The 26,687-nt window shown below is 42.9% G+C and carries 24 protein-coding genes and 1 pseudogene; 16 read left to right on the top strand and 9 right to left on the bottom strand.

Features of this window, described 5'->3' with window-relative positions:
• Window positions 1-104, top strand: a pseudogene (locus tag JMW94_RS10365) (IS1595 family transposase); the annotation flags it as partial.
• 78 nt (window positions 105-182) lie between these two features.
• Window positions 183-677, top strand: a complete 495-nt coding sequence (locus JMW94_RS10360; RefSeq protein WP_087813850.1) for a hypothetical protein — start codon at window positions 183-185, stop codon at window positions 675-677.
• On the opposite strand, the gene JMW94_RS10355 is transcribed toward JMW94_RS10360, so the two are convergent.
• On the bottom strand, window positions 674-1,438 hold the full coding sequence (locus JMW94_RS10355) for a DpnI domain-containing protein (RefSeq protein WP_198330901.1): 765 nt from the start codon (window positions 1,436-1,438) through the stop codon (window positions 674-676). The two genes, JMW94_RS10360 and JMW94_RS10355, sit on opposite strands and share 4 nt — an antisense overlap.
• Window positions 1,439-1,605: 167 nt before the next feature.
• On the opposite strand from JMW94_RS10355, the gene mltG reads away from it, so the two are divergent.
• Together mltG and tmk are read left to right on the top strand one after the other, a co-directional pair.
• On the top strand, window positions 1,606-2,898 hold the full coding sequence (gene mltG / locus JMW94_RS10350) for an endolytic transglycosylase MltG (RefSeq protein WP_198330900.1): 1,293 nt from the start codon (window positions 1,606-1,608) through the stop codon (window positions 2,896-2,898).
• Between the two features lie 98 nt (window positions 2,899-2,996).
• Window positions 2,997-3,737, top strand: a complete 741-nt coding sequence (tmk, locus tag JMW94_RS10345; protein WP_201604346.1) for a dTMP kinase — start codon at window positions 2,997-2,999, stop codon at window positions 3,735-3,737.
• Between the two features lie 150 nt (window positions 3,738-3,887).
• Here the strand turns inward: tmk and JMW94_RS10340 are convergent, their stop codons facing one another.
• The gene (locus JMW94_RS10340) at window positions 3,888-6,245 is read right to left on the bottom strand and encodes a cation:proton antiporter (protein WP_227685481.1); all 2,358 of its coding nucleotides are present in this window, start codon (window positions 6,243-6,245) and stop codon (window positions 3,888-3,890) included.
• Window positions 6,246-7,208: 963 nt separating this feature from the next.
• Between JMW94_RS10340 and JMW94_RS10335 the strand changes: the two genes are divergently transcribed.
• The 7 genes from JMW94_RS10335 to JMW94_RS10305 all read left to right on the top strand — a co-directional run bounded on the left by JMW94_RS10335 (window position 7,209) and on the right by JMW94_RS10305 (window position 13,765).
• The gene (locus tag JMW94_RS10335) at window positions 7,209-8,573 is read left to right on the top strand and encodes a Do family serine endopeptidase (protein WP_413786194.1); all 1,365 of its coding nucleotides are present in this window, start codon (window positions 7,209-7,211) and stop codon (window positions 8,571-8,573) included.
• Between the two features lie 261 nt (window positions 8,574-8,834).
• A complete protein-coding gene (locus tag JMW94_RS10330) occupies window positions 8,835-10,043 on the top strand; it encodes a hypothetical protein (protein WP_201604344.1) in 1,209 nt (402 codons plus the stop codon).
• Window positions 10,044-10,481: 438 nt separating this feature from the next.
• Entirely contained in the window at window positions 10,482-11,387 is a 906-nt protein-coding gene (gene dapA, locus JMW94_RS10325; RefSeq protein WP_060490249.1) for a 4-hydroxy-tetrahydrodipicolinate synthase, read from the top strand.
• Between the two features lie 35 nt (window positions 11,388-11,422).
• Complete coding sequence (locus JMW94_RS10320; protein WP_227685480.1) at window positions 11,423-11,737, top strand: hypothetical protein; 315 nt, start codon at window positions 11,423-11,425, stop codon at window positions 11,735-11,737.
• Between the two features lie 130 nt (window positions 11,738-11,867).
• Window positions 11,868-12,581 (top strand): phosphoribosylaminoimidazolesuccinocarboxamide synthase, encoded by a 714-nt coding sequence (purC, locus tag JMW94_RS10315; protein ID WP_060490251.1) that lies wholly within the window; start codon window positions 11,868-11,870, stop codon window positions 12,579-12,581.
• Window positions 12,582-12,746: 165 nt separating this feature from the next.
• Window positions 12,747-13,400 carry a DNA-3-methyladenine glycosylase gene (locus JMW94_RS10310; RefSeq protein WP_201604343.1) on the top strand — a complete coding sequence of 218 codons (654 nt, stop codon included), beginning with the start codon at window positions 12,747-12,749 and terminating at the stop codon, window positions 13,398-13,400.
• A 53-nt stretch (window positions 13,401-13,453) separates the two neighbouring features.
• A complete protein-coding gene (locus JMW94_RS10305) occupies window positions 13,454-13,765 on the top strand; it encodes a YqfO family protein (protein ID WP_201604342.1) in 312 nt (103 codons plus the stop codon).
• A 9-nt stretch (window positions 13,766-13,774) separates the two neighbouring features.
• Here the strand turns inward: JMW94_RS10305 and JMW94_RS10300 are convergent, their stop codons facing one another.
• The 3 genes from JMW94_RS10300 to JMW94_RS10290 form a co-directional block, all read right to left on the bottom strand.
• Entirely contained in the window at window positions 13,775-14,146 is a 372-nt protein-coding gene (locus JMW94_RS10300; RefSeq protein ID WP_201604341.1) for a hypothetical protein, read from the bottom strand.
• A 295-nt stretch (window positions 14,147-14,441) separates the two neighbouring features.
• Window positions 14,442-15,104: a PepSY domain-containing protein gene (locus JMW94_RS10295; protein WP_201604340.1), complete on the bottom strand. Its 663-nt coding sequence runs from the start codon at window positions 15,102-15,104 to the stop codon at window positions 14,442-14,444.
• Window positions 15,105-15,862: 758 nt separating this feature from the next.
• Window positions 15,863-16,066: a CsbD family protein gene (locus JMW94_RS10290; RefSeq protein ID WP_045443240.1), complete on the bottom strand. Its 204-nt coding sequence runs from the start codon at window positions 16,064-16,066 to the stop codon at window positions 15,863-15,865.
• A 504-nt stretch (window positions 16,067-16,570) separates the two neighbouring features.
• On the opposite strand from JMW94_RS10290, the gene JMW94_RS10285 reads away from it, so the two are divergent.
• Both JMW94_RS10285 and JMW94_RS10280 read left to right on the top strand, forming a co-directional pair.
• A complete protein-coding gene (locus JMW94_RS10285; RefSeq protein WP_201604339.1) occupies window positions 16,571-17,260 on the top strand; it encodes a TetR/AcrR family transcriptional regulator in 690 nt (229 codons plus the stop codon).
• Between the two features lie 241 nt (window positions 17,261-17,501).
• Complete coding sequence (locus JMW94_RS10280) at window positions 17,502-19,727, top strand: molybdopterin oxidoreductase family protein (protein WP_201604338.1); 2,226 nt, start codon at window positions 17,502-17,504, stop codon at window positions 19,725-19,727.
• A gap of 98 nt (window positions 19,728-19,825) precedes the next feature.
• On the opposite strand, the gene JMW94_RS10275 is transcribed toward JMW94_RS10280, so the two are convergent.
• The gene (locus JMW94_RS10275; RefSeq protein WP_201604337.1) at window positions 19,826-21,151 is read right to left on the bottom strand and encodes a D-amino acid dehydrogenase; all 1,326 of its coding nucleotides are present in this window, start codon (window positions 21,149-21,151) and stop codon (window positions 19,826-19,828) included.
• Between the two features lie 74 nt (window positions 21,152-21,225).
• Entirely contained in the window at window positions 21,226-21,999 is a 774-nt protein-coding gene (locus JMW94_RS10270; protein WP_201604336.1) for a YgfZ/GcvT domain-containing protein, read from the bottom strand.
• A gap of 325 nt (window positions 22,000-22,324) precedes the next feature.
• Here JMW94_RS10270 and JMW94_RS10265 point away from each other — a divergent pair, with 325 nt between their 5' ends.
• Together JMW94_RS10265 and hemL are read left to right on the top strand one after the other, a co-directional pair.
• Entirely contained in the window at window positions 22,325-22,678 is a 354-nt protein-coding gene (locus JMW94_RS10265) for a zinc ribbon domain-containing protein YjdM (protein ID WP_226914243.1), read from the top strand.
• A 111-nt stretch (window positions 22,679-22,789) separates the two neighbouring features.
• Complete coding sequence (gene hemL / locus JMW94_RS10260) at window positions 22,790-24,091, top strand: glutamate-1-semialdehyde 2,1-aminomutase (RefSeq protein ID WP_201604347.1); 1,302 nt, start codon at window positions 22,790-22,792, stop codon at window positions 24,089-24,091.
• A 150-nt stretch (window positions 24,092-24,241) separates the two neighbouring features.
• Here the strand turns inward: hemL and JMW94_RS15130 are convergent, their stop codons facing one another.
• A complete protein-coding gene (locus tag JMW94_RS15130) occupies window positions 24,242-24,409 on the bottom strand; it encodes a lysozyme inhibitor LprI family protein (protein ID WP_227685479.1) in 168 nt (55 codons plus the stop codon).
• The gene (locus JMW94_RS10250) at window positions 24,390-24,632 is read right to left on the bottom strand and encodes a lysozyme inhibitor LprI family protein (RefSeq protein WP_201604334.1); all 243 of its coding nucleotides are present in this window, start codon (window positions 24,630-24,632) and stop codon (window positions 24,390-24,392) included. Before JMW94_RS10250 ends, JMW94_RS15130 begins: the two co-directional genes overlap by 20 nt.
• Before the next feature lie 286 nt (window positions 24,633-24,918).
• Between JMW94_RS10250 and JMW94_RS10245 the strand changes: the two genes are divergently transcribed.
• A complete protein-coding gene (locus JMW94_RS10245) occupies window positions 24,919-26,670 on the top strand; it encodes an AMP-binding protein (RefSeq protein ID WP_201604333.1) in 1,752 nt (583 codons plus the stop codon).
• Window positions 26,671-26,687: the final 17 nt, after the last annotated feature.

The raw sequence follows: 26,687 nt of genomic DNA, 5'->3' as shown, positions 1-26,687 counted from the left end.
ATTTTCACCTCTATTTAAAGGAATGTGAGTGGCGTTTTAATCACAGTGACCCAAAGTCGCAATTACTACAATTAAAACAATGGGTTAAACAGGGTTTGAACTAGTTATCTAGGACAGCCCCTAATTTAAAATACGTAGAAATCAATCGTATCTGATTAAAGATTATTTAGCAGGAGATAAAAATGCGTACTACCTATGAAGAAAAACGAATTCCGCTACAAATCCGCCGATTAATGCTATTTAATGAGATATGTCATAAAGCAAAAAAATATCCTGATGAAGTCGTTCACTTAGCCGGTTATTCGAAGATAGCATTCAATATTGTTTATTCTAAGAAAGATAAAAAGTATACAGCATTTGGTGGGGTATTTAAGTATGCGCATATACGCCAAGAAGTCATAGAACAAGGCGTGGATAAAATACCTCATGATGAACCTGTCATGTGTGCGCTCACAGTAGAAAGTCAAGCTTTTACCAAGGCTTCTCGTACGCCACTAGGATTATTAATAGGCTGGAATAAGCACGTAAGAAATAAGTCTTCTAAATGTATTAGGGATAATATGGACACCTTTTTTAAAGTAAATGATGAGTTGGAGATGGATTATCCTCCGCACAAGTTTTATCAAAGATTGGTGGCAAGCGCCTATTTGCCACTTTGGGATGATAATCAAACTTAATATAGTTTTTGATATTGCCCACGACCAGTAAATTCAATAATACCTCTATCGCGTAATACTTGTAATTGCTGACGAATTTTATCTTTAATGTGATTATTTTCAGGATGTTTACGCTGTAATTTATCAGCAAAAGCATAAACTTGATTGAGAGAAAAGCTGTCTTCTAGTCTATCGATACATTGCCAAACATCTAACGTCCAACCACGTGAAGTCGTAGATTGCGCGCGTAAAAACAAGGTTTTTTGAAATTGCTCGGTGACATTATCGCGTGGTATGACTTGCTGGTTTTTAACCAAAAATACTTTCCCTGATTCGGGCACTTGTCGCAAATCAATATTGCAACCAACCCAACCGGCACGTTTAGCAGTGACTGATAAAGGCTTACGTTTGACAATCATATCAGGCTTAAAAAAATGCTTAGGAATAATCAGGAAGTTGTTAACGCTATATTCTTGAGAATAGGTTAAAAAGAAAAAGTTAGGATTATTGTCGCTACTGATACGCTCAATCATGGTGTCATAAGCGCCGTCATTGATAATGTTGCTTAACTTTGCTTGCTTACTTTTTAGCTCATATTGCTCATTACAATTTGCACAATAAAAGTCAGCGACAGGCTGATTGTTAGTAAATTCCGCCAATGGCTCGGTATTGCAACTAGGGCAGTAACTTTGCTTAGCAACCCAATCTTCACTGAGTACTCTAATGATTTGACTAGGCGACTTGTAATTTTTGGCAAGATTTTGATTAAAATGTAGGTTCATAACCAGTTTTCGTTATTAAAGAAAAGGAAAAACAACAAAAGAAGGTAGAAATATTAGCCCATATTAGCAGGCGTAAATACCAAGATAATTGATAAGCTAAGCAAATACCATTGAAAATCGCACGGTTCAGTGCTAAATTCTAGCAAACTTCTGCCTCGCGAGTTGCCATGAGCAAGCCTACATCTGAAACGCCTCCTGAACGTCCTAATGAAACGCCATCGAATAAACCAGATAGCAGTGTTGAGGAGCGTGTCGATAACACACTACCGGACACGCAACCAGCAGTTGATGGGGTAGAGGAAACGCCAGCGACAGATGTGTCACTCATCAGTGGAGCGGCTAAGCCACGCGAATATAAAGCGGATAATCAATCGTTCTTTATGCAGCGTGGTTATCAAGTGTTGCTAGTGCTGGGGCTTATCGCTGCGTTTTTCTTAGTGATGGTCTATCAGACATTGTTTGGGCGGATTGAGCAGCCAAAGCAAATGGTCACCATTGAGCAGGGTCAGAGCTATTACGGCCTACTGCCGCAGTGGCAACAGCAAATCCCACTGTTTTCTGCCACGATTGCCAAGCTCTATATGAAAACACAAGTCGATGGCCCCTTACATGCTGGTATTTATCAATTACCAGAAAACCCGACCTTTGCTGAAACGCTACATATACTTGGACAAGGGGTAAAAGCATCGATGGTAAAGGTGCAAATCATTGAAGGCAAAACCTCTAAAGATTTATATCAAACATTAAGGGAAAATAAAGGCATCAAAAAAGAGGTGCTGACCGACGATAGTGGCAATGATAGAGACAATGCTGGTATTGCTCAAGCGTTGGATTTGGTCGGTATATTGCCAAATGAAGTGATCAATAGTAACGACCCTATCGTCAATCACAATCTTGAAGGCTGGTTTGCCCCTGACACTTATTATTATGGGGAAGGTAGCACTGATAAGCAGGTACTGACCGATTTATATAAGCGTCAACAGCAAGTATTGACTGAAGCGTGGGAAAATCGTGCGCCCAATTTGCCTTATAAGACGCCTTATGAGGCGTTAGTGATGGCCTCTATTATCGAAAAAGAAACCAGTGTGGCAGAAGAGCGTCCTTTGGTCTCTGCGGTGTTTAGAAATCGTTTAGATAAAGGCATGCGAATGCAGACCGATCCGACCATCATCTATGGTATGGGCAGTCGCTATGAAGGCAACATTCGCCGTAAAGACATTGATGAAAAAACGGCTTATAACACCTATCAAATTGATGGCCTACCGCCAACACCTATCGCGCTACCATCTGCTGCCTCTATCGAAGCGACCTTGCACCCAGCAGATAGTGATGCATTGTACTTTGTAGCGACGGGTAATGGCGGGCACAAATTTACCAATAGCTTGGCGGCGCACAATCAAGCGGTAAAAGAATATCTCGGCGTCATGCGTGAGAAAAAATCACAAACCCCGCCGCAGTAATTTAATCCTCTATCTTTTCTCAAAACCTATCGTGAACTGAGCGTTATGCAACTGTCTACATAAAGACATAACGCTCATCAATGACATAAGGTCATATCATGTCAGCATCTATACAAAACCATGTATCTCAAACAGTCCAGTCGCAAGCAAGTCAGCCCAAAACAAGTCAGCCCAAAGCAAGCAATGACATCAATGATATCGCACTCAATCAAGGGCGCTTTATCAGTTTTGAAGGTACTGAGGGCGTAGGCAAAACGACTGCCATTGAGCAGCTGTGCACACGCTTAGACGATAACAATATTGCGTATCTGCGTACCCGTGAGCCGGGTGGTAGCCCGTTTGCAGAACGTTTGCGCGCTATATTATTGGACCCTGCGACCGACATCAATGATGATACAGAGCTATTGCTACTATTTGCGGCGCGCTGCGACCATATGCAGCAAGTGATTTTGCCAGCGTTACAACGTGGGACGTGGGTAATATGCGATCGTTTTACCGATTCTACCATTGCTTATCAGGGCTTTGGGCGGGCACATGGCGATGCGGTGGTACGAGCCAAAATTGAATCGCTTATCGAGCAGTTTGTGCCGCAACTACCTGAGCTGACATTGTGGCTGGATTTGCCCGTATTAGAAGGCATGGCACGCGCTAATAAACGTAGCGCCGCTGATAGATTTGAGCAGCAAGCGACCGAATTTTTTACTTGGGTGCATAAAGGCTTTAACACGCTGGCGACTCAGCACCCCGAACGGATACAGCGCATTGACGCATCAGGCAGCGCCGATGAGGTGAGCGCGCGAGTATGGCAGGCGGTACAAGGCAGATTTGATGTTTCGTAACGGATTTTATAAAGCCATCACCTAGCCAAATAAAAAGCCCCAACATTGCGTTGGGGCTTTTGTGTTTCATAAACTGTTATATTCTATAAAGTATCAAAACAGTCATCAAGATATTGTCAAAACTGTGTTAAAACAAAGCTGTGGCAACGATTATTTATCCTGTTTATTCACCGCTTTATTATTTGAAATTTCCTGAATATTGCCTTTGTTGATGTTGTCTTTAGTGATATCGACATCAGAGCTTGCATTGGTTGTATTATCTTGACCAGAATCGGGTAGACGATTTGGATCAAGCGCGCCCTTCTTAGTTTTAGGTGCGTTGCCATTACCATTCGTATTACTGTTGCTAGACACCTTATTTTTAGGAATTGCCTTCGAAGTCGCTGTCGAGTTGGCTGACATGACGCCTTTATTAACGACGTCAACAGACTCATCTTTTGACGTTATTACTTTGTCATTCAAGGTGTCTGGCGTGATTTTAGTTTTAGCATTGCTGCTCGAATGGTTTGATACCTCAGTATGTGCATTTTGCTCAGCGATTGCCTGCTCAGCGATTATTTCTTTAGCGCTTTCGCTATCAGTGGCAGTGGATTGTTCTGTTGCATCAACATTATCATCGCTCAGCTCTTTTTCTTTACGCTTTTCAGGCGCTTTTGAGCTGGACTCAAAGTTAGCATCAGCTGCCAGTCGCGCCTGCTCTTGTTTAGGTGTCACGTCGACAGGTTTTGGCTGTACTTCATCTTCCACTACCAGTGAGATGAGCTTGCGATCGCGTGGCACGATGCCATCAAACTTGTCGGTAATGACGTGTAGCTTGCCTTCTTTGTCGATTGTATACAGCGGCACGAATTGCTTGTTGTCGGCTTTGTATTGCTCAAAGCTGTAGCTGTCAGTGATGTTGGTAATCTTGATACGGGCTTTTTTCGACAGCATACTGGCAAGCTTGGTATAAGTGACATCTTTGCCAAACAGCCACTGCGAGTGGAAGTTGCCTTGCTTATCATCGCGCTCGCTTTTGACCTTTTCGTCGCTGAACTTGAGACGGTACAATTTGCGCTCACCAAATTCATGACGATAATGAATTTCAGACAAGGTATTCATCTCTTTGTCCATACTCATGGCAAACAGCCGACCGATACCGATCAGGTCAAGATGATGATCGGCATGATCAGAGATAGGATTGCCAAAATAAGTACGCAGACCGCTCATTCGTGCGCGGGCAATATTGGTATAGTTGTTGTGTGCGACGATGACATCAAAGCCCTGATCTTTTAGAGAAGTTGCTACCAAAAGCGCAATGGGATTTGAGCCGACGATAAGAATACCATTGGTCTCAGGCTCACGGACGCCCAGCAAGTTGCCGACTATTTTCGCCCCCAAGCCCTGAATCATAACCGTGCCAATAATGACCATAAATACTAAGGGCACGAGCAGCTCAACACCTTGAATATCATACTCTTGCAGACGAATAGCAAACAGTGATGAGATGGCTGCAGCGACGATACCACGTGGCCCAATCCAACTAATCATCAGCTTTTCATTGGTCTTTAAGTTTGAGCCAATAGACGATGCCCAAACGGATAAGGGTCGCGCCACAAACATGACGATAGCAAGTAACACCAGACCTGCGAAACCAACGCTAAGTAAGCTTTCCAGCTCTACACGTGCTGCAAGGATAATAAACAGCACAGAGATAAGAAGGATGGTTAAAGATTCATTGAACTCTAAAATCGTATCGCGTGGGAATTTTGGCCAATTCGCCAATGCCACGCCCAACACGGTGACTGTCAATAGCCCAGACTCATGCTCTAAATGGTTCGATACTGAAAATAATACCAAGACAAAGGCGAGCGTAAAGACATTGCGTAAAAATTCAGGAATCATATGCCGACGCATCAAGAAGGCAAGCAGCCAAGCGCCTGCCATACCCATCGCTGTCGCTAATACCACGATTTTGGCAAACAATAAGATACTGCTGGCTTCGCCGCCTGAGATGATGTATTCATAGACCAAAACCACGGCAATAGCGCCGATTGGGTCAATGATGATACCTTCCCATTTGAGGATATTAGAGATCGTCTTATTGGGACGCACACTACGTAATAGCGGCATAATCACCGTTGGACCCGTTACGCACACGAGCGCACCGAACAGCAAAGCAATCAGTGGATCGACATCGAATAAGAGATAAGTCGATAACGCCACGATAGCAATGGTGATAAGTACACCGACCGACACCAGCATTTGCACCACGGTGCCATGCTGTTTAATCTCGTCAAACTCTAACGTCAGCGAGCCTTCAAATAGGATAATCGCCACGCCCAAAGAGATGAAGGGAAACATCAGCTCTCCCAGCACCAAGTCAGGATCGAAGACTCCCAGCACTGGGCCCACGATAATGCCAATCAGTAATAAAAATAAAATGGACGGTTGCTTTAAATACCAAGCCAACCATTGGGCAGCAATGCCAATCCCAACCACGCCAGATAATAATAGGGCGGTATCCATAAATTGATCCTTTTATAATCTTGTCGTATTTTATAGCTATCAACCGCTTTTTTAGAGTAACGGCTGCCAGTAGTATAGTAATAAGTTGACGCTACTCGCTATAGAGACACATCTCTATAAAACGTAAGCGACGACAATGGTATCCATCATGAATCACAACATGAGCCAGATATGATATAACTACTATAGAGTAGTAAAGACAAAAGCATTGCTAGAAAAAATCGTTAATCTTATATAAATCGTATATGGCATCAAGCTCGCTCAGTCTATTATTGATAGTACTGTCACGCGACTTTCTTTATCCATTTATCTTGAATCGACCATCGCATTATTCTAGTGATGCAAAAGATGAAAAATAAGGGTGATAATAGCCAGCTTTATAAAAAAATAGTCAATAACGATTATTTATAGACTTTAGTTTGCTTGAAAAGTTATTTGGCTTGCTATCATAACATGCTTTTATTTCATGCTGAGCAAGGCCGTATCTAGCACGATATCAGTAGGCAGCGTTAAAACTATACAATAACTGGGTCAAATAATCGCGCCTTGGGTTATCCTACATGATCGGGATAATGACAAAGCAGCACGATGACTTATCATACAGTAGCCGTCTTTATCATGCACCTAGCGAGGATTATCATTGTTTTGGGGTGTTTATATAAGGAAAGGTGAATGGTCGATGGCATAAGGGTATAAAAAACAGTAATCTAATAAACGACTAGATGGCGACTAAAAAGGTTGGCCGCCATAACATTCAGTGCCGATGCAACGTTTGTCATATACGGACTTGGTTAAAATTAAAACATCGTATACACGTCACTAGCCAAAACATAACCATTAAAAATAACAACGATTACTTATATGGAGGACAACATGCCTATCAATACGCTTACATCGCAATCTAAGTTTTATGTGCCGCATTGGTTAAAACGTAGTGCGCTGGTGCTTGCTGTCAGTACCTCGATGGTTGCTGGCGTCACTGCCACCGCCATGGCGAGCGCTCAAGCTGTCGTCACCACGGCGGATTTTTCTGAATTAGTACAGCAAGTTACCCCAGCCGTTGCCCGCGTAAATGTCACCAAGACCGTCAGCGAGGCTGAGCTTGCCCAAGCCCAAACAGCCGAATTGTTGCGGCAGTTCTTTGGTGATCGTTTACGTATTCCTGATCAGGCTGCCACGCCAGCAATTGAGCATGCTTATGGCACGGCCTTTTTTGTCACCGCCGATGGTTATATGCTAACCAACCATCATGTGGTGGAGGGCGCTGATAAAATCACTGTTACTCTTAACGATAGAACGGAGCTTGATGCAACCTTGGTTGGTAGTGATGAGCGCTCTGATGTGGCAGTGCTAAAAGTCTCGGGCAACCAATTTCCCGCTTTGCCTATCGGCGACTCAAATGCTCTGAAAGTAGGGGAACCAGTGCTAGCCATTGGTTCGCCATTTGGTTTTGATTACTCAGCATCGGCGGGCATTGTCAGTGCTAAATCACGCAGTTTTTCACGCGATACCAGCGTGCCATTTATCCAAACAGACGTGGCATTGAACCCTGGTAACTCAGGCGGTCCACTATTTAATCAGCGCGGTGAAGTGATTGGTATTAATTCGCGTATCTTTAGTGGTACAGGTGGTTACATGGGTCTGTCGTTTTCCATTCCGATTGATGCGGCGATGGATATTTACGAGCAGCTAAAAACCGATGGCGAAGTGGTACGTGCTTATTTAGGTATTTATCCGCAAGACATCGATCGAAATTTAGCGGAAGCTTATAATCTAGATCGTCCTCAAGGTGCACTATTGACCAGGGTATCACCAGACTCACCAGCACAAAAAGCTGGTTTAAAACCTGGCGATATCATTTTGCAATATAATGATGTGCAAATTATGCGCGCCTCAGATTTATTAAACCTGCTCAATCGTGCCAAACCGAGCGATAGCTTCCGCGCACAGATTCAGCGTAATGGTCAGCAGATGACCATCAGCGGCAAGCTTACTTATGCGCCTAATGATGTGAGAGCACAAGGCGGCGATCAGCAGAATGATGAGGTGCAGTTAGGCTTGCGTTTACGTAACTTGACTGCCGATGAGCAAGCAGAAATCGCCGTGGACAATAAAACTGGCATTTTGGTTACCACAGTTGACCCAACGGGATTGGCGGCGCGCTCAGGTCTATTGGCAGGTGATGTGATTACCAATTTTCACCAAAAGCCAATTAAAAAGGTCACGGATTTTTCAAGCGCTATCTCCTCATTGCCCAAAAAGGGTGTAGTGACCATTGAAATTATCCGCCAAGGTATTCCCGCGATTATTGGTTTACGTATTGAGTAAGCCTTGATAGCTTTGATAACTTGGTAGGAGTAATGGGTAGTCGGGGCAGCAATTGAGCATGGCATAACAGGCGCGTCAATAATTCTACTTGTCTATGATACAGCTCGACCCCTATAATGGCTGATTTTTTTACCCATGACTTAAAATAATCTAACATTGTCACTAACTTATTCATGGAGCGATTTATTTATCGCTCTATACGTTCTAATATAGGGTAAGCCAGTTGCTAGGCTCATACTCTCTCGTAACCATCAGGTAATTATGACTGACCATGCTCTTTATATCCTAAGTATCTCTACGGTAGCAGTATTGCTTGCGTATATTATACTGTGGTCAGGATTACAAACGTTCAATGCCAATCCTACCAAACGTTTTATGCGTATTTGGTTGAAGTTGGCACTCTATTATGCTTCCTATACTATGCCCGTTTGGGCTTTGCTGTTGGTGATAGGTTGGTCGCAAGAAATGTTGCCGATACTGCCGCAGCTATCACTGACACTCGTGCTAGTGGCCGTATTTGCAATGGGGTTCTATTTTTATACCGTGGTGATACAACCCAATCGTTTACGTTTAGATCATCATGCAATCGACTTAGATTTATCCACACCGCTGACGGTTGCCGTATTGGCTGATTTACGCATAGGCTTGTATAGCGGCAAGCCGCGTCATATCCGTAAACTGGTTGCTACCATCAATGCGTTACCAGCAGATGCGGTGCTAATTACGGGCGACTGGTTGTATTACCCAAGTGCTGATTTAGTGGGTCAGCTCATGTTGTTTAAAGGGGTTAATAAGCCTATTTATACAGTGATGAGTACCTCTGACTTGCGTTATCAATCGATTAATACGACTAAGCAAGGACAGCCGCTATTAGAAGATACGTTGTCCAGTGCCTTTGATGTGCTTGATATCAGCTATATTGGTCAACAGTGTACCTCGCTGCCACTTAAATGTACTAGGGCTACTAATGCGCTTCCAGTAATGCCCAGTGCGAGTTATTCTAAAAATAATAAAGAGGGTTTTAGACAGCAAAATTTGGAAAATAGCCCAACCGTCGCCGTGCTTTGCGGCTGGCAAGATGTTCCTAAACAGTTTGCTGATATTGAAGAGGCAAATGCGTCTGATAAAGCCGCGCTTGGTGCTGAAATTGCTAATACCACGAAGCCCGTCATCATCTTGGCTTCACGATTTGATAGTATTAGCGATTTGCCAAAATCCTTACAGCCACGACCACTATTGATTACTGGTGCAGCAAAGGCGATTCAAAAAAATATATGGTTGGCACAAAAACAAAAAAATATCGCACGTAGTAGCGAGCAGTCAACCCTGTTGAATAATAGCCGCATGGGTAAGCAGCGGGGTTTATACCAACATGGCAGTGCGCAGATATTTGTCAGTAGCGGTATTGGTACACGAGGGTTGCCTTTTCGCTTGTATCGCCCCACTATCGATGTGTTGACGATTCGTTAACATGACTCAAAAGACTTATCAGCGCTGATTCATTGCGCTAAACTGAGAGTTGAATAATAAGGCTGTTGGTTTGTAGGTTGTAACGGCATGTCAGCAATTCAATTGATTGAACGTTAATTGATTGATAGCGGTCAAATCAAAATATGCTACACTAGCAGGCGTTTTTATTATTCTATTTTTAGTATTAAATAAGCGTTGTCGGTCATTGGCAAAAATAAGGCCAAGACGATTTTTAGCATCTATATTGCGAACGCTTTTATCATAGAAAAAGATTGATCATAAAAAATACTCAGCATTAATATCAAGCAAGATATTGCCAATGGCGCCTATGAATGTACACAATATGAGTACAGGCGTAGACGTAATCATTGACACTTGCCAACGACCTATCATGTGACAGCTTTGAAAAAAGCTAGGATAATACAGTAAGGCACGGTTATGAGCACAGCATACGACGAGATCAAAACCCGACTACAAGGCTCAATGGTAGCCTTGGTAACGCCCATGCATCCTGACGGCACGGTCGATTATAAACGTCTGGCGGATCTCATAGATTGGCAGATTGAGCAAGGCACACATTGCCTCGTTGCCGTTGGTACTACTGGCGAGTCAGCGACCCTATCTATGCAAGAGCACAGCGATGTTATTCGCTACTTTGTTCAGCATGTCAAAGGTCGTGTACCAGTGATTGCTGGCACAGGTGCCAATAATACGATGGAAGCCATTAAGCTGACCCAAGATGCTGCCGACGCTGGTGCAGATTGTGCGCTATTGGTTGCGCCTTATTATAACAAGCCGCCACAAGAAGGCTTATACCAACATTATAAGGCTATCGCGCGCGCGGTGAATATCCCGCAGATGCTTTATAATGTGCCAGGACGTACGGTCGTTGATATTGCACAAGAGACCGTAGAACGTCTGGCTGATATCGATAATATCGTTGCGATTAAAGATGCCACAGGCTCTATCGCTCGCGGTGAGCAATTGATCAAAGCAGTGGGCGATAGAATCGTCGTGCTCTCTGGCGATGACGGTACGGCGCTTGATTTGATGCAATTCGGTGGTAAAGGTAATATCTCAGTCACCGCCAACGTCGCCCCAAAAGCGATGAGCGAGACTTTTACAGCGGCGCTTCGTGGTGATTTTGATGCGGCTCATAAAGTCCATGATGTGGTCAAGCATTTACACCGTGACTTATTTATTGAGTCAAGTCCTATCCCAGCAAAATATGCGCTTCATAAAATGGGTATGATAGATACTGGTATTCGTCTGCCTTTGGTATGGTTGGCTGAACAACATCATGCCACTATTGATGAAGCCTTGGTGCGTGCGAACTTATTATAAAATGATGCGTGTAAATGCTAACTCAGAGAGATAATATGATGAAAACATCATCACCGACTGCAAAAATATTCCCTGCGCTGCTGACCTTAATATTGGGAAGTACTTTAGTATTGAGCGGTTGCCAAAGTGCTAAAAACTTACTTGGTAAGCGTGACAATGGTAGCTTAGAATATCAGCAAAGCAAGAAGCTTGTGCCAATAGAGCTGCCTGCTAACAAAGAACCAGCGCCTTTTGTACCTTTGTATGCAACTCCTAATGCTGGTGCAAATACGCTGAAATTACAGAACGAATCAGGTAATCAGTACCAGCTACCGAAGCCTGAGCGCGCTGTCAGTAGTCCTTCGAATTAAAGCTATTCCCTTATTTATACCGCTGACATTTTACAGTGATTAATGTAAATATTATTCATTCTGTCATACAAAAATCAGCGGTCGCTGCGCGTTTTTACCACATAAGCTTGAACGAACAGGAATTCCCATAATGCAAAAGCAACAACTGCTGTATAAAGGCAAAGCCAAATCTGTCTATGAAACTGAAGATAATGATCTTTTGATTCTACATTTCCGTGATGATACTTCAGCGCTTGATGGCAAGCGTATTGAACAGTTAGCCCGCAAAGGCGTCGTCAATAATCGTTTTAATGCTTTCATCATGCAAAAACTGGCTGATGCTGGTATCGAAACGCATTTTGAAAAGCAATTGTCTGAAGATGAAGTATTGGTCAAGCGTTTGGATATGATTCCGGTTGAGTGCGTGGTGCGTAACTTTGCTGCGGGCAGTTTGGTGCGTCGTTTAGGCTTAGAAGAAGGGCAAGCATTGACGCCACCTACTTATGAGCTGTTTTATAAAGATGATGCGCTGGGTGATCCAATGGTCAATGAGTCACTTGCTGTGTCTCTTGGCTGGGCAACCGAAGCACAACTGGCAAGAATGGAAGAGCTGACTCATCAAGTAAATGAAGTGTTAAATGCGTTATTCGAAGCAGGTGATTTGATACTGGTTGATTTCAAACTAGAATTTGGTGTGTTCCATGACCGTATCGTCTTAGGGGATGAGTTTTCACCAGATGGCTGCCGTATTTGGGACAAGACGACTAAGAAGAAGCTGGATAAAGACCGCTTCCGTCAATCATTAGGCGATGTCATTGAAGCTTATGAAGAAGTGGCTAACCGTATTGGTGTGCCATTAAGCTAGATGTTTGATTGGCACTGCACTGCAGGTCAATCTTTAGCGTAAAAAAAACTGAGCCATGTGCTCAGTTTTTTTATGCAAAAAATTACTGAAATCTTATACAATTTGCACGACTTGTGAGACTACTGTTCTTATAATAAAGATACATACAAAAATAAGGCTTATGGTATGCCGTCTTCAAAACCATCTACTACTGACACTGAGCCTACTATTTTAGAGCCATCATGGTTTACTCGACCAACCTGTGTGGTCGCTGCTGACTTAATAGGTAAAGTGCTGTGTAGAAAGCTGTTAGATACGGATGGCACGACTAAAATATTGCGTATGCGCATCTCAGAAACTGAAGCTTACATCGGTGTGGGCGATCCCGCTTGTCATTCACATGCTGGCAATCGAACGCCGCGCACTGAAATCATGTATGAGCAAGGTGGCGTTTTTTATGTATATTTAACTTATGGCGTCCATCATATGCTCAATTTAATCAGTGGTGCTATCGACTCCCCTGAGTCGGTGCTGATACGCGCAGGGTTTTTAGCAGAAGATAGTGATCGCCTGCGAGATGAGCAATTATTGAGCTTAGACCAACAACTGATTCATCCCAAGCAGTTCGCTGGTCCCGGTAAGCTGACCAAGCGTTTACAAATCGACCGTGACTTGTATGGCAAATCTATTCATCCAGCATCAGCCGTTTGGGTAGAAGAAGACGGTTGTAAGCCACCAGTATCGGTGCGTCCACGGATTGGCATTGATTATGCGGGCGAGGCAAAAGAGTGGTTATTGCGCTACATTTGGACTGACCATCCTTCGTTATCCAAAAAATAGTAAGATTGATAGTTGATGGCTGTTTTTCTAAATAGACTGGAAGGAAGTAATACATGTATAAACTGACGGTTTTTATTCCAGATACAGCATTAGAGCAGGTAAAGTCCGCTTTATTTTCGGCGGGCGCTGGGACGATTGGCAATTATGAACAGTGCTGTTGGCAAGTGCAGGGAATAGGGCAATTTAGGCCACTGGCAGGCAGTAATCCAAATATTGGAGCACATGATCGACTGGAAACCGTTGAGGAATGGCGGGTAGAAATGGTAGCGGCTGATGCTGATATTAAACGGGTCGTCGAGGCGTTAAAGCAGGCGCATCCTTATGAAACACCTGCCTATGATGTGATTGAGGTATTAGACTTTTAGGGTTAGCTATCAGTCCTCTTTGATCTTAATCACGTTATAACTCGGATAGCCAAGCTCGATTTTGTAATCTTCACTGCCGCTTTTGGCTTTTACTTTTATTTTACTGTCACCCTTTTTGTATTTGACGTCTTTGACTCGATAACCCATATTGCTGACTTTATTCGCAGCCCTTTGCTCGATAGCAGGCTGATAAAGCTCTTTATCAATGGAGTTGATGGTCTTCTTGTGCTTTTTGTAGACCTTACTGTCTTTATAAACATTTTCGTAAAGGTCGCCGTAAGCATTATAACCAGGTGCGGTGACACAGCCAGTCGTTATCGTCAGCAACACTGCAATCATACTAGCTGTAGTAGTGGTTTTTAATAAAGCATGGTGGTTCATCAAATCCTCTTATGATGTCAAAGATGTTTTTGCGTCTCTTATAAAAAAGGGTCAAATAAACCAAGGGCTGGCTTATTTGACCAAAGGCATCAAGTAAGAAACGATGCCAAAACTTTATTTAATAGCTTTATTTCACTAATTTCATCTTTAATGCACTTAAATATAGTCGGTTCAATATAATTTAGATTCAAGGAAGGCAAGCGAAAATACTACAAATAGTAGACTAAGCGAGCCTGACACCGTATCTGATTTATATAGCATTGACTATAACTATCAATTGAATGGAGGATATGCTCTAGTCTTTTTCAATCTTAATCACATTTAAGTTTGGGTAACCAAGTCGTATTTCATATTCTTGCGAGCCGCGCTTGGCTTCAATCTCGAACACGCCGCGTCCGTTCTTTTCTTCCAGCTCAATGTCGTTGACCCGATAGCCCATGCCTTGTATTTTATTGATTGCACGTTGCTTAATTGCTGGATAACGCGAGTCTCTTTTAATGCTATCTTCGATATCATCATTTTTATAGTGCTTATTATTCTTATGCTTGCCATTATTTTTATATTTGTCTTTGTTGTAATGGTCTTTGTCATATCTATCGTCTTGCCAAACATTAGACCAAGCTTTTTTATTTGAGCTAATAAGTTTTAGATCAGGATACGTGTATTTTAGCTCGTATGCTTGGTTGTTCTTTTTGGCATAAGCGGTCATTATGCGATTGCCACGGTAGTTATTGGATTTGATATCCATAACCTGATAGCCTTTACGGCGCAGATCAGCGCGTAGCTTTTGACTAATACGGTTGTAGTCAGCGTTACCATAATCATCATTACCACCATATACTGGGTAATTATCATACCCTGGACCGACGACGGCACACCCAACTGTAGTGCCCAATAATGCAACCGTAAGACCAGTAGATATAATGGTCTTAAATGAGAAAGGCTTTAGAATTTTCATGATCCAATATCCTATAATATTTTTAAATTACCCGTCGCATCATTGCTGGTGATAGCCGAGCACGTACGCACTCTATAGATTGTTCATATAATCGTATTCATAACTTACTGGCAAACTAATTATCACCATCGTCATTACCATTATGCGCTTTGAAATATTTTCTTACATTATCTATCATAATGGACAAAGCTTGATGATTAGTGTCTTTTGCGTTAATAAGTTGTAATCAGGGTAACGAATATGAATCATGTAAGCATATGCTTACACGTAATGACGCTTACGCGACTTAACATCAGGTTAGGAATTAGGCATTATAGTCACACGGCATTAGGGAATGTGACTCAAGGATTGAGTTGACCGCATTAAGGATAATGATTCACTTATTAGCATCAGGATGATAATGATAAGTGGAGTAAAGACACATACCCTTTGCTGCTATCAGTAGTTAATGCTGGTAGTTGTAGTAAAAAGGGCAGGATGCCCAGTATCACAATATGCTGAATATTATGCAAGGATGCATGGGAAACAGTGGTGATAGGTAACATGGATGGTTAACAATAAAACCGCATAACAGTTAATTGCTATGCGGTTTTATCGTGTCTGGACTTTGAGTTTTATCTTTTATAATTATTTGATATAAATCAAGTTGGTGATAAGTCCAGCATAAAAAAACCGCATTAGAAACTAATGCGATTTTCGTTTCAATAATCTGCTTATAAGATTTTTATCTTAATACTTCTTACAAGCATCACTATCTACTAGTATTTATGTTCAGTACGCCATGCGTCTACTTCACGTTCAGCATCATCTTTGCTGTGACCATAACGTTCTTGAACTTTTCCGACCAATTTATCACGGCTACCTTCAACGTGTAATAAATCATCATCAGTAAGATCAGCCCATTTTTGCTTTACTGAGCCTTTTATTTGGTTCCATTCACCTTTTAGAGTATGTTCGTTCATTTTTATGTTCCTTCTTTTATTATAAAATTGGTTATTGAGACAATTATTCCATCTGTCTTTAATCGACATTTTACTCAGCTGCTATCAGTACTTATGAATCAGCTAACTGGTGATATCTAATATAAGTGCTCACCATCGTCATGTCTGTATATGCAATGTTGAGAGTGTTGCTCCATTATTGAGATCTGCACAGCTATGTTATGCATCGTCCATTTGTGTAATGAATGAAGTGTTTTATCAGTGACATACGTAAAGAGGATCAACAAGTCTGGCGATGCTTTATAAAAAATGACGTCGTAACACGCTGTAAATATAGGAATAAAAAAAATAGCTGTCATCATAAATGTGGCGGCTATTTTTTTATGATTGTTTTAGGATGGGTTAAAACGAATCATCAAGAATAAGTAAGGTTAAATATTTAGTGATAGACTTCTTGTTTAAATGGCTATAGCCTTATAGTTGAAATAACAATTGTTTTATAGATTAAGTTGGGGCAGGTTGATAGTGAATGTACTTGATAGTGTAAGTGCTACAAAACCGGAAACAAAACGAGAGCTGGCAAAGGCGAAAACGCGTCATACGTTACTAAAAAGTGCCTTGCAGCTGTATAGCGTAGAGGGCGCTTGTGGTATGAGTATGAATAAAATCGCGAAAGGCGCAGGTATTGCTCAGCCAAGTTTTTATAATCATTTTGATAGTTTAGATGCGTTGCAGCAGGTGTTAAGCGAGCAACTTAAAGGCAATTATTTATCTCCGATGCGCATGGCGTGGGTAGATATGCTTAAAGACTATCCAACGCTGTCTAAAGAGGATTTCAATGAGCGTTGTCAGGAATGCCTAACATTGATTTTTGATGCCGCCTTTCAAAACATCACTTTATTTCAACGTTTGCTCGAAGACAGTCTGCGCTTTGATTCAAACATAGAACGTAACGGGTTGGGAAGTCTAATCATAGAGATAAGAGACGAGTGGACTAAGATATTTATAGAGGGATTGCAGTCAGCCGAGTGCTCTTTTGACGAATCTGACGTTCATCTCTGTGTCGATATCGCTGCCGCCCAAGTACATGAATTGATATTGGGCTGTCATCAACAGCGTTATTCACGGCAGCAAGCCATTGAGATGTTGTGCAAAAACTTTGATGGACTTTTTAACAGTTTTTTCGCCAAAGATAGACACAGAGTATATGGCTAGTTATTTAGCTTATTAATGTTGCACTTTGACTAATTCTCAGTGTTTTTAAGATTGTTAAGATGAGCAAATGTATTAACCTCATAAAACGGAATTTATATAGTGAAAGCGCTATAGTCGATTCAATTTAAAAGTAGTACAAGGCAACCGAGTGTAGATGTATGTTTAATACTTCAAGCGAGGTTAACGCAGTAATACCTTTGTAGTGGAATGACTATAGTAAAAAATAACAGGGAGCGCGACCATGGCTAGTGAACAAAGCAAGACGAATGAGCAAACACATTTTAGAACCTGCAATTTATGCGAAGCGATGTGCGGTATCGTCATCCAGCACGATGGTGAAAAAGTACTATCGATTAAAGGCGATAAAAACGACCCATTCTCCAAGGGTTATATTTGTCCAAAAGCAACTGCTTTACAAGATTTGCATGAAGACAGTGATCGCCTGCGTCATCCCGTTGAGAGAACGGCTAACGGTTGGAAAGAGATTAGCTGGCCTGAAGCTCTCGATAAAGTGGCCGCGGGTATTCAGTCGGTACAGAAAAAACACGGTCAAAACGCCTTTGGTATTTATCTAGGTAATCCCAACGTCCATAATCTGGGCGGTATGTTAACGATTAAGCATTTATTAAGCAGTATAAAGACGCGCAGTCGTTTTTCTGCGACTTCCATCGACCAATTGCCGCACCATATTGTCAGTATGCATCTGTTTGGGCATATGCTGCGTATCCCCGTGCCTGACGTCAATCGTACCCAATATATGCTTATCATTGGCGGTAATCCGCTGGCGTCTAACGGCAGTATTATGACCGCGCCAAATATGCGCCAAAAGCTAAAAGACATCAAAGCCCGCGATGGCAAGGTAGTAGTCATCGACCCCAGGCGCACCGAAACGGCAGATATTGCCAGCGAGCATCATTTTATTCGCCCAGCGACGGATGTCTTACTCTTGCTTGCCATGCTCAATGAAATCTATCTCCAAGGTTATGCAGACAAGGCACGCGCTAAAAATAATAGAGCGGCGGCGCTCGCGCCAGAGATTGCGCGCATTGCAGACTTCGCCAAAGACTACAGCGCCGAATCGGTTGCTGATATTACTGGCATTGCGGCAAGCGAGATTAAACGACTGGTCAAAGAGTTTTGTGAAGCCGAAAGCTCGGTCTGTTACGGGCGCATGGGCGTATCGGTGCAAGAGTTTGGCTTACTGAGTCAGTATCTTATTATGCTGATTAATATTGTCACGGGTCGCTTGGATGAAGTGGGTGGTCTGATGTTCCCCAATCCTGCGGTCGATGTGGTCAATAACTCAGGCCCAGGTTATTTAGGTAAACGCCATAGTCGCGTGAGTAACTTGCCTGATTTTAATGGTGATTATCCCGTCGTGGCGATGGCGGATGAGATGTTGGTAGAAGGCGCGGGGCAATTAAAGGGCTTTATGACTGTCGCTGGAAACCCTGTAGTCAGCACACCCAATGGTGAAAAGTTAGATGAAGCTTTTGCTAGCTTAGACTTTATGGTTGCGATTGATTATTACGTTACTGAAACCAGTCGTCATGCCCATATTATTTTGCCACCCGTATCGCCACTAGAGCGTGACCATTATGATGTTACCTTTAATAATTTTGCCGTCCATAACGTGGCTAAATATTCAAAAGCATTATTTGCTAAGAAAAAAAGTGCCAAACATGATTGGCAAATTTATCTAGAGCTGGCAAAACGTCTAGATAAAAAAGCAGCGCTTGCAACCAAAATTGAGCGCCGATTGGTCAATATTTTAGGACCAAAATTTATGCTTGATCAAGGGTTAAGACGTGGACCTTATGCTGGCATGACATTGAATAAACTTAAGAGAAATCCGCATGGCCTTGATTTAGGGCACCTCAAAAGGATGCTACCGCAAGCATTAAAGCATAAAGACAAGCAGATTCATCTTAATATTGATTTTTATCAAGCAGATTTGGCGCGGGTACGGGAGATGATGCAGGGTTATGACGATAAGCAAATTTTACTCATCGGTCGTCGCCATGTCCGTAGTAATAATTCGTGGCTGCACAATAGCTATCGCTTGGTAAAAGGTAAGCCGCGCTGCACGCTTATGTTGCATCCTGAAACGGCCAAAGAATACGGTATTGAGGACGGTCAAAACGTAAAAGTTAGCTCGCGCGTTGGTAGCGTGATTATTACCGCAGAAGTAACCGATGAGCTGATGCCAAAAGTGGTGAGTATCCCGCATGGCTGGGGTCATGGGCGTAAAGGCGTGAAGCAAAAAATTGCGCAAGCGCATGCCGGCGTCAGTGTCAATGATTTGACGGACGATACTTTAATCGATCAGTTAAGTGGTAATGCAGCGGTCAATGGCGTACCTGTGCAATTGGAAGCAATTCCGCTAGAAGTGGCTAATTTGGAGATTACCGATTCAAGCGTTGATTCTGACGTTAATGCCAGTATTAAATCAGGAAGCGCTGCATAAAATAGTTCTAGAATAAAAGTCTTCCATATAAAGAAAAAAGGCGCTGACTTATAGTGGTAGCGCCTTTTTTACGTTTCTTATTCTTACGTTTCTTATTTCTACGTTCCTAAGCCAACAAAATCAAAATCGACTGGCGGTGTCTCACCTTGTATCAATAAGCTGATAGCCTTTGCCGAACCACAAGCATGGGTCCAGCCAAGCGTACCATGACCTGTATTGAGCCATAAATTATCAAAACTAGCATCCACATTATGACTGCCATGACGGACTTGACCCCTATGCGCGCGCCCAATTAACGGCACATTAGAAGGGGTCATCGGACGTAGCCCTGTCCAATATTGCACAGAATTGGCAATGATACCTTTGGGGAATAACTGCTGCACACGGCGGGTAATGGCAGCACAGCGCGTGCTATTTAAATCCAAATTGTAGCCATTGAATTCTGCCGTTCCAGCGACGCGTAACTTGTCACCAAGGCGTGATGTCACCAGCTTAAACTCATCATCAATGAGACTAACGAAAGGTGCTAAATGCGGCGCACGCGGATTGATTTGATAAGTAGCCGAGTAACCTTTGGCAGGGAAAATTGGCAAATGAACATTAAGCGGTTTCATGAGTGATACGCTATAGCTGCCAAGTGCTAGTACATGACTGTCTGCACTAAAGGTTTGCGCGTTTTCTCCCTTAGGTTGAATGGTAATACTATGTACATGCGGGCGAGCAGAATGGGCGTCAGTGTTTAAAGCCACAATCTCGGTATCATATAAAAACTTAACGCCAGAATTTATGCAGCGCTCAGCTAAGCGCTGGGTAAATAAATGGGCATTACCCGATTCATCACGGCTGGTATAAGTAGCACCTTTTAGCTTATGAGCAATAGGGTAAAGCGCAGGCTCTAGGTTAACGGCATTATTGATATCGATGACATGACGCTCACAGCCTAACGCTTGCATGCGCTCCGTTGGCGCAATGGCGGCATCAAATTCCGCTTGATTGGTATAAAAATGCATAATACCGCGCGTTTGCTGCTCGTAATCAATACCAATATCAGCACGCAGCTGTTGTAGTGTATCTCGTGAATACAAGCCTAAACGTACCATTTGTACCAGATTGGCATCGGCTTTATCTGCACGGCATTCTTGCAAAAACTGCATCGCCCACTTAAGCTGCGCCTTATCAGCACGCAAGCGATACAACAGCGGTGCATCCTCGCGAAACAGCCATTTAAGCGCTTTCATTGGAGCCGCTGGATTGGCCCAAGGGGTTGCGTGCGAGACAGATATTTGCCCACCATTGGCAAATGAGGTCTGCATACCGGCCGCTGGCTCACGCTCAATGACGGTCACATCGTAGCCTGCTTGGCGAAGGTACCATGCGGTGGTCACGCCCACCACGCCCGCTCCGAGTACCGCAATATGGGTCATAGATTACTCTGCTGCTTTTTTAGTAAAAGTGCTTTAAAAGATGCTTACTGCTTCATATTATCGATTATGTCGCACTATTTTTGGCGCGCAACATCGGCTTGCAGCGCTGGCGGTAAGTCTAATATCGTAAGCTCACTATCGGCTAAATGCTCTGGACGGGCAACGACCAATGCTTTAAAACCATTACCATTAATAGTGTCATCGGCAATCGCATTAACCACATGAATTTTTTCTAGCTTGTCACCGGCTGCTGGCACGTCACCTGCGCCGCTAACATAATGTAAAAAAGCTTTTGGCGCTGCTTTAAAATAAATACGGGCAATCACTTCTTGACCAAGATAGCAGCCTTTATCATAGTCCATACCGCCGCGCTGATGCAGACGCAGCTCTTGTGGCTGAAACAGACCCTGTGTAGCAGCAACTATCCAATAGTTGCCAATGGCAAGACTCGCTTGCATCCACGCTTGGGTATCGGTTGGCGTATTGTGGTCTTCCTGATGACTAAAAGTTGGCACGTCATCAAGCACGCAAGGATAAATGGGCGCGGGCGTACTGGTATCAAACTTTGAAAAGGCACCGAACTTTTTTAAATGGGCTTGAAAAGCCTCAGCGCAATCGGCACTGATAACCACATCATAATGCTTTTCGGCTTGTTTTTTTATCCACAAACCAAAATCAATGCGACCTTTTAAATTGCTAAGCGCCGTTGCTTGATAACTGAGTCCGAGCTTGGTGACATCAGAGGTTAGCTGACCCTGCAAGAATTTTTCTGCATCTTCGCCTTGAATCGTTAGTTGAACAAATTGTGGCAGTGTTGATGAGAGGGTCGATACGTTTGATTGAGTCATTATTATTATCCTATTCATAAGTCGCTATCGTTATCAGTAGCCATAGCCTCAGATATTGTGGTGAATACTGAGTTGTTAAAGTAATTGATAAAGTAAATATTGAGGTTTTACCATCTAAAGATACATGGTCATCAAACCAAATTTAGTTAAAGCAGAGTACCACAAAACACTGTGTGATAAAAAACGTCCGCTGTAAGACATGAGCGAATCTATCAATTAGTCACAGCACCGCATTTACGAGCGAAGCGATTGGTTAAAGCTGGCGAGTTACGGTACAATGTTAGCTCTAGAATACACCCAATTTATCACGGCTGACGAGGAAATTATGAGCTTACCCAATTGCCCAAAATGCGATGCTGAATATACGTACGAAGATGGTGCGTTACTGGTATGTCCCATGTGTGCTCATGAATGGACTGCGGCTGAAACCGATGCGGCACAAGCTGAAGAGCAAGACGCGGTCATTCGTGATGCGGTCGGTAATGAGCTGCAAGATGGCGATACTGTCACCGTGATTAAAGACTTAAAAGTCAAAGGTTCATCGACCGTTATTAAAGTCGGTACCAAAGCAAAAGGTATTCGCCTGCTGCCCGATGCCTCTGATGGTCATGATATTGACTGTAAACTTGATGGTTTTGGCCCAATGAAGCTTAAATCATCTGTTGTTAAAAAAGCATAAATTATTAAATGTGCTTTAAAAATCTGCTAAGCATTAACAACAAGCCGCAAGGTTATTTTTAATAGAATAAGACAGAATCAATATTAAAGAAATAATAAGTAGAGAATAATGATGAGCACTAAAAACGAACAGCTATTTGCGCAAGCCCGCAAACATATTCCTGGCGGTGTAAACTCGCCCGTCCGTGCCTTTGCTGGTGTCGGTGGCACGCCTATTTTTATGCACCGTGCTAACGGCAGCAAAATTTATGACACCGAAGACAATGCTTATATCGATTATGTCGGCTCTTGGGGTCCAATGATTTTGGGTCATGCGCACCCTAAAGTGATTGATGCGGTCAAAAAAGCAGCTGATGATGGTTTAAGTTTTGGTACACCAACGCCGTTTGAAACGACGGTCGCTGATAAAATTTGCGAAATTGTCCCAAGCGTTGAGATGATTCGTATGACCAGCTCCGGTACAGAAGCGACTATGAGTGCGATTCGTTTGGCTCGTGGCTATACCCAACGTGACAAAATCGTTAAGTTTGAAGGCTGCTATCATGGGCATTCAGACAGCTTATTGGTAAAAGCAGGTTCGGGCATGCTTGATATTGGTGAGCCAACCTCAAAAGGCGTGCCAGCGGATTTTGCCAAGCATACGATTACCATTCCTTATAATGATCCGCAAGCGATTAAAGATTGTTTTAAGAAATGGGGCGAAGAAGTCGCCTGCGTTATCTTAGAACCGATCGCTGGCAACATGAACATGGTCATTCCAACCCAAGAATTCCATGATACCTTGCGTGCCGAGTGTACTGCCAACGGTTCAGTGCTGATCTTTGATGAAGTGATGACGGGCTTCCGTGTTGGACTTGGCGGTGCCCAAGCGCATTTCGGTATTGATCCTGATTTGACGTGCTTTGGTAAAATCATCGGTGCAGGTTTGCCAGTTGGTGCTTTCGGCGGTAAAAAAGAAGTGATGTCTTGCATTGCGCCACTCGGCGGCGTCTACCAAGCCGGCACATTGTCAGGTAACCCACTGGCAATGCGTGCGGGTATCGCGATGTTTGAAGACTTAACCGTAGATGGCTTTTACGATGAGTTAGCAGCGAAAGTTGATCGTCTAGTAGACGGTTTTCAAGCGGCGGCTGACAAACATGGCATCAACATGCGTACCAATAAATTGGGCGGTATGTTTGGCATGTTCTTTGTTAAAGACAATGAAACTGACACGCCAAAGAATTTTGATGATGTGACAGAATGCGATATGACAGTGTTTAACACGTTCTTCCATGGCATGCTAGATCGCGGAATTTATTTGGCACCCTCTGCTTATGAAGCTGGCTTTATGTCAATCAAACACAGCGATGAAGATATTGATGCGTCGATTAAAGCTGCTGACGAGATTTTTGCAGAGATGGCCAGTGCTTAATCTATTCTGATTATTCCAAAGTCATAAGTGACATTAACAAAAGCAATAAAAGTAACAAAAAACCAGTACCTTAAAAGGTGCTGGTTTTTTTATTGTCATCTACTTTTTATTGTCATCTACTTTTTATAGTTATCTACTTTTTATAGTTATCTATTTATTTCTGATGTTTTCAATGTCGGCGTCTAATTGCACACGTCGTTGTTGTGTATAAGTGGTCAAACAACCATTGAGTATCATTGGATAAGCACTGCCACCACGAACTGAACTGGCAGAAAACTGGCAAGCTTTGTCTCTAAAATCAATCCATGCCAACTGCACCGTTTTTTAATTGCTTTTTCTCAGAGCTATTAAGTAAGCGCAGAAAATCACGGTAAGACTGGTTCAGTTTCTGGTCTTCTACTGCCAATTCAGTTGCAGTACACTTATTCATATCGGTTTGAGTATAGGCACTGTCGCAGGTGTCTGCTGCGGATGCTTGAGCACTGAAAAATAGCCCTGTTGACAATAAAGCAAGACAGCCGACATTTTTAATATGGCTCATGATAAACATATAATCCCGTTACTGGTATGAAATGACATTTAGCATAACATGGCTATATCTCGAATTTATGAGTGGTTTGGTGAGCGTGTATACGTTGTTGCACCTACATTTCTAAGCAAATCGATCCAAGTTTTTGCCCTATATACTAATAATCAAAAGTGATACATATAGACTAAAAAATACTGCTAGTGACAAACCCAATAAAGTGACTCAGTAGCTTAAAAAAGTGTTATTAGATTGTGCTATTCTGAGATTAACGATGACAATCAAGCAAGGACGCTAACCGATGAATAATAGCTTTGATAATAATGCGCTTAGCAGTAATACGCCACCGTTATGGCAAGCTTCATATGAGAAATATGGAATAAGAAATAATTTAGATGTATTAGAGGACAAGCACAACCTGCTAGATTTGTTGCAACCCAAGATAGATCAGCATAGGGATTCTGTGGCTTTTAGTATGGGCCCCGCTACCCTTACCTTTGCACAATTGGATATTGCCAGCCGCCGTTTTGCTGCTTTTTTGCAAGCACAAGGAATCAATAAAGGCGACCGTGTCGCTGTGCAATTACCCAATATATTGCAGTATGCCGTGGTGTTACTTGGTTGTCTGCGAGCAGGCGCGGTATTGGTGAATGTCAATCCGATGTATACCCATTATGAATTGGCGCATCAGCTGACGGATGCTCAAGCTAGCGTGCTGATTGTCCTCGATGGTATGACCTCTGCTTACGATCAGTTAGATGATGCAGTCAAAGCGCAACTGTCATTGGTTGTACATTGTTCCGTCAATCCGAATGCTGCACCTGCTGATAACGATATTGCTTTGCTTACCCAACTTGAACCGTCAGCCGATACTACTCGTCAATTCAATCAAACCAACCAAACCACAGCCGATAATGCTGTAAACTATATCTCAGAGCAGAATATAAGCTTTGCCCATATTATGAGTGCATACCACGCTGAGCAATATCAGCCTGTTACTATTGAGCGTGAAGATTTAGCTTTATTGCAATATACGGGTGGCACGACCGGCAAGCCAAAAGGCGCGATGCTCACGCATTACAATGTCATGGCCAATGTCTGTCAGTGTTATGCGATGTTTGGTCATGCGATTGAAGCGGGTCGTAGCGAGCAGATTAAAATACTCAATCCGTTGCCGCTCTATCATATCTTCTCATTTACCGTTTGCGGCTTACTAGGCATTTATGGCGGCTGGGAAGACATACTGGTCACCAATCCGCGTGATATCGATGGACTAGTCAATACCATCGAGCAGCACCGTCCGCATGTCACTCCTTCGGTTAATACCTTATTTATTGGTATGCTGCATCATCCAAAGTTTGCCAACCTTGATTTTAGTCGCTTGGCACTATCTATAGGTGGCGGTACCGCAATTATCAAAGCCGTATCTGATCAGTGGCAACAAGTCACTGGTATGATTATCAATGAAGGTTATGGCATGTCCGAAACTGCACCAGTTATCTCTTTTAACCCACCTGGTATAGATCGTTTCAACGGTAGCGTTGGTCTGCCACTTGCGATGATGGATATTAAAATCATTGATGAACAGGGTGCAACTTGTGCAATAGGTACACGGGGCGAGGTTTGTATTAAAGGCCCGCAGGTTATGCGTGGTTATTGGCAACGAGACAATGCAGATACTTTTACAAAGGATGGCTACTTTAAATCGGGTGATATTGGTGTGCTAGATGAACATGGATTTTTGACGCTGGTGGATCGCAAAAAAGACATGATACTGGTTTCAGGATTTAACGTCTATCCAAACGAAGTGGAAGCGGCATTGACAGAGCATCCGAAAGTACTTGAAGTCGCGGTGGTTGGTATTGCAGATGAGCACAGCGGCGAGGTACCCAAAGCGTTTGTGGTCAAAAAAGATTCGAGCCTAACGGTAGAAGAGCTACAAAGCTTCGCAAGCGAACGTTTAACAGGTTATAAACGCCCGCAGTCATACGAGTTTATCGATGAATTGCCCAAAACTGCGGTAGGAAAAATATTACGTAAGTCTTTACGTTAGTTGAGGTAGTGGCGAGT

Source organism: Psychrobacter immobilis (genome assembly GCF_904846185.1).
In the GTDB taxonomy this organism is placed as follows: Bacteria; Pseudomonadota; Gammaproteobacteria; order Pseudomonadales; family Moraxellaceae; genus Psychrobacter; species Psychrobacter immobilis_B.
Note: the sequence above shows the minus strand (reverse complement) of the source record. Positions and strands in the feature narration are given on the sequence as shown.

Excerpts from the sequence above, each read along its gene's own strand:
- JMW94_RS10360 (WP_087813850.1), top strand. The coding sequence starts at position 183 with ATGCGTACTACCTATGAAGAAAAACGAATTCCGCTACAAATCCGCCGA.
- JMW94_RS10355 (WP_198330901.1), bottom strand. The coding sequence starts at position 1,438 with ATGAACCTACATTTTAATCAAAATCTTGCCAAAAATTACAAGTCGCCT.
- mltG (WP_198330900.1), top strand. The coding sequence starts at position 1,606 with ATGAGCAAGCCTACATCTGAAACGCCTCCTGAACGTCCTAATGAAACG.
- tmk (WP_201604346.1), top strand. The coding sequence starts at position 2,997 with ATGTCAGCATCTATACAAAACCATGTATCTCAAACAGTCCAGTCGCAA.
- JMW94_RS10340 (WP_227685481.1), bottom strand. The coding sequence starts at position 6,245 with ATGGATACCGCCCTATTATTATCTGGCGTGGTTGGGATTGGCATTGCT.
- JMW94_RS10335 (WP_413786194.1), top strand. The coding sequence starts at position 7,209 with ATGGTTGCTGGCGTCACTGCCACCGCCATGGCGAGCGCTCAAGCTGTC.
- JMW94_RS10330 (WP_201604344.1), top strand. The coding sequence starts at position 8,835 with ATGACTGACCATGCTCTTTATATCCTAAGTATCTCTACGGTAGCAGTA.
- dapA (WP_060490249.1), top strand. The coding sequence starts at position 10,482 with ATGAGCACAGCATACGACGAGATCAAAACCCGACTACAAGGCTCAATG.
- JMW94_RS10320 (WP_227685480.1), top strand. The coding sequence starts at position 11,423 with ATGATGAAAACATCATCACCGACTGCAAAAATATTCCCTGCGCTGCTG.
- purC (WP_060490251.1), top strand. The coding sequence starts at position 11,868 with ATGCAAAAGCAACAACTGCTGTATAAAGGCAAAGCCAAATCTGTCTAT.
- JMW94_RS10310 (WP_201604343.1), top strand. The coding sequence starts at position 12,747 with ATGCCGTCTTCAAAACCATCTACTACTGACACTGAGCCTACTATTTTA.
- JMW94_RS10305 (WP_201604342.1), top strand. The coding sequence starts at position 13,454 with ATGTATAAACTGACGGTTTTTATTCCAGATACAGCATTAGAGCAGGTA.
- JMW94_RS10300 (WP_201604341.1), bottom strand. The coding sequence starts at position 14,146 with ATGAACCACCATGCTTTATTAAAAACCACTACTACAGCTAGTATGATT.
- JMW94_RS10295 (WP_201604340.1), bottom strand. The coding sequence starts at position 15,104 with ATGAAAATTCTAAAGCCTTTCTCATTTAAGACCATTATATCTACTGGT.
- JMW94_RS10290 (WP_045443240.1), bottom strand. The coding sequence starts at position 16,066 with ATGAACGAACATACTCTAAAAGGTGAATGGAACCAAATAAAAGGCTCA.
- JMW94_RS10280 (WP_201604338.1), top strand. The coding sequence starts at position 17,502 with ATGGCTAGTGAACAAAGCAAGACGAATGAGCAAACACATTTTAGAACC.
- JMW94_RS10275 (WP_201604337.1), bottom strand. The coding sequence starts at position 21,151 with ATGACCCATATTGCGGTACTCGGAGCGGGCGTGGTGGGCGTGACCACC.
- JMW94_RS10270 (WP_201604336.1), bottom strand. The coding sequence starts at position 21,999 with ATGACTCAATCAAACGTATCGACCCTCTCATCAACACTGCCACAATTT.
- JMW94_RS10265 (WP_226914243.1), top strand. The coding sequence starts at position 22,325 with ATGAGCTTACCCAATTGCCCAAAATGCGATGCTGAATATACGTACGAA.
- hemL (WP_201604347.1), top strand. The coding sequence starts at position 22,790 with ATGAGCACTAAAAACGAACAGCTATTTGCGCAAGCCCGCAAACATATT.
- JMW94_RS10250 (WP_201604334.1), bottom strand. The coding sequence starts at position 24,632 with ATGAGCCATATTAAAAATGTCGGCTGTCTTGCTTTATTGTCAACAGGG.
- JMW94_RS10245 (WP_201604333.1), top strand. The coding sequence starts at position 24,919 with ATGAATAATAGCTTTGATAATAATGCGCTTAGCAGTAATACGCCACCG.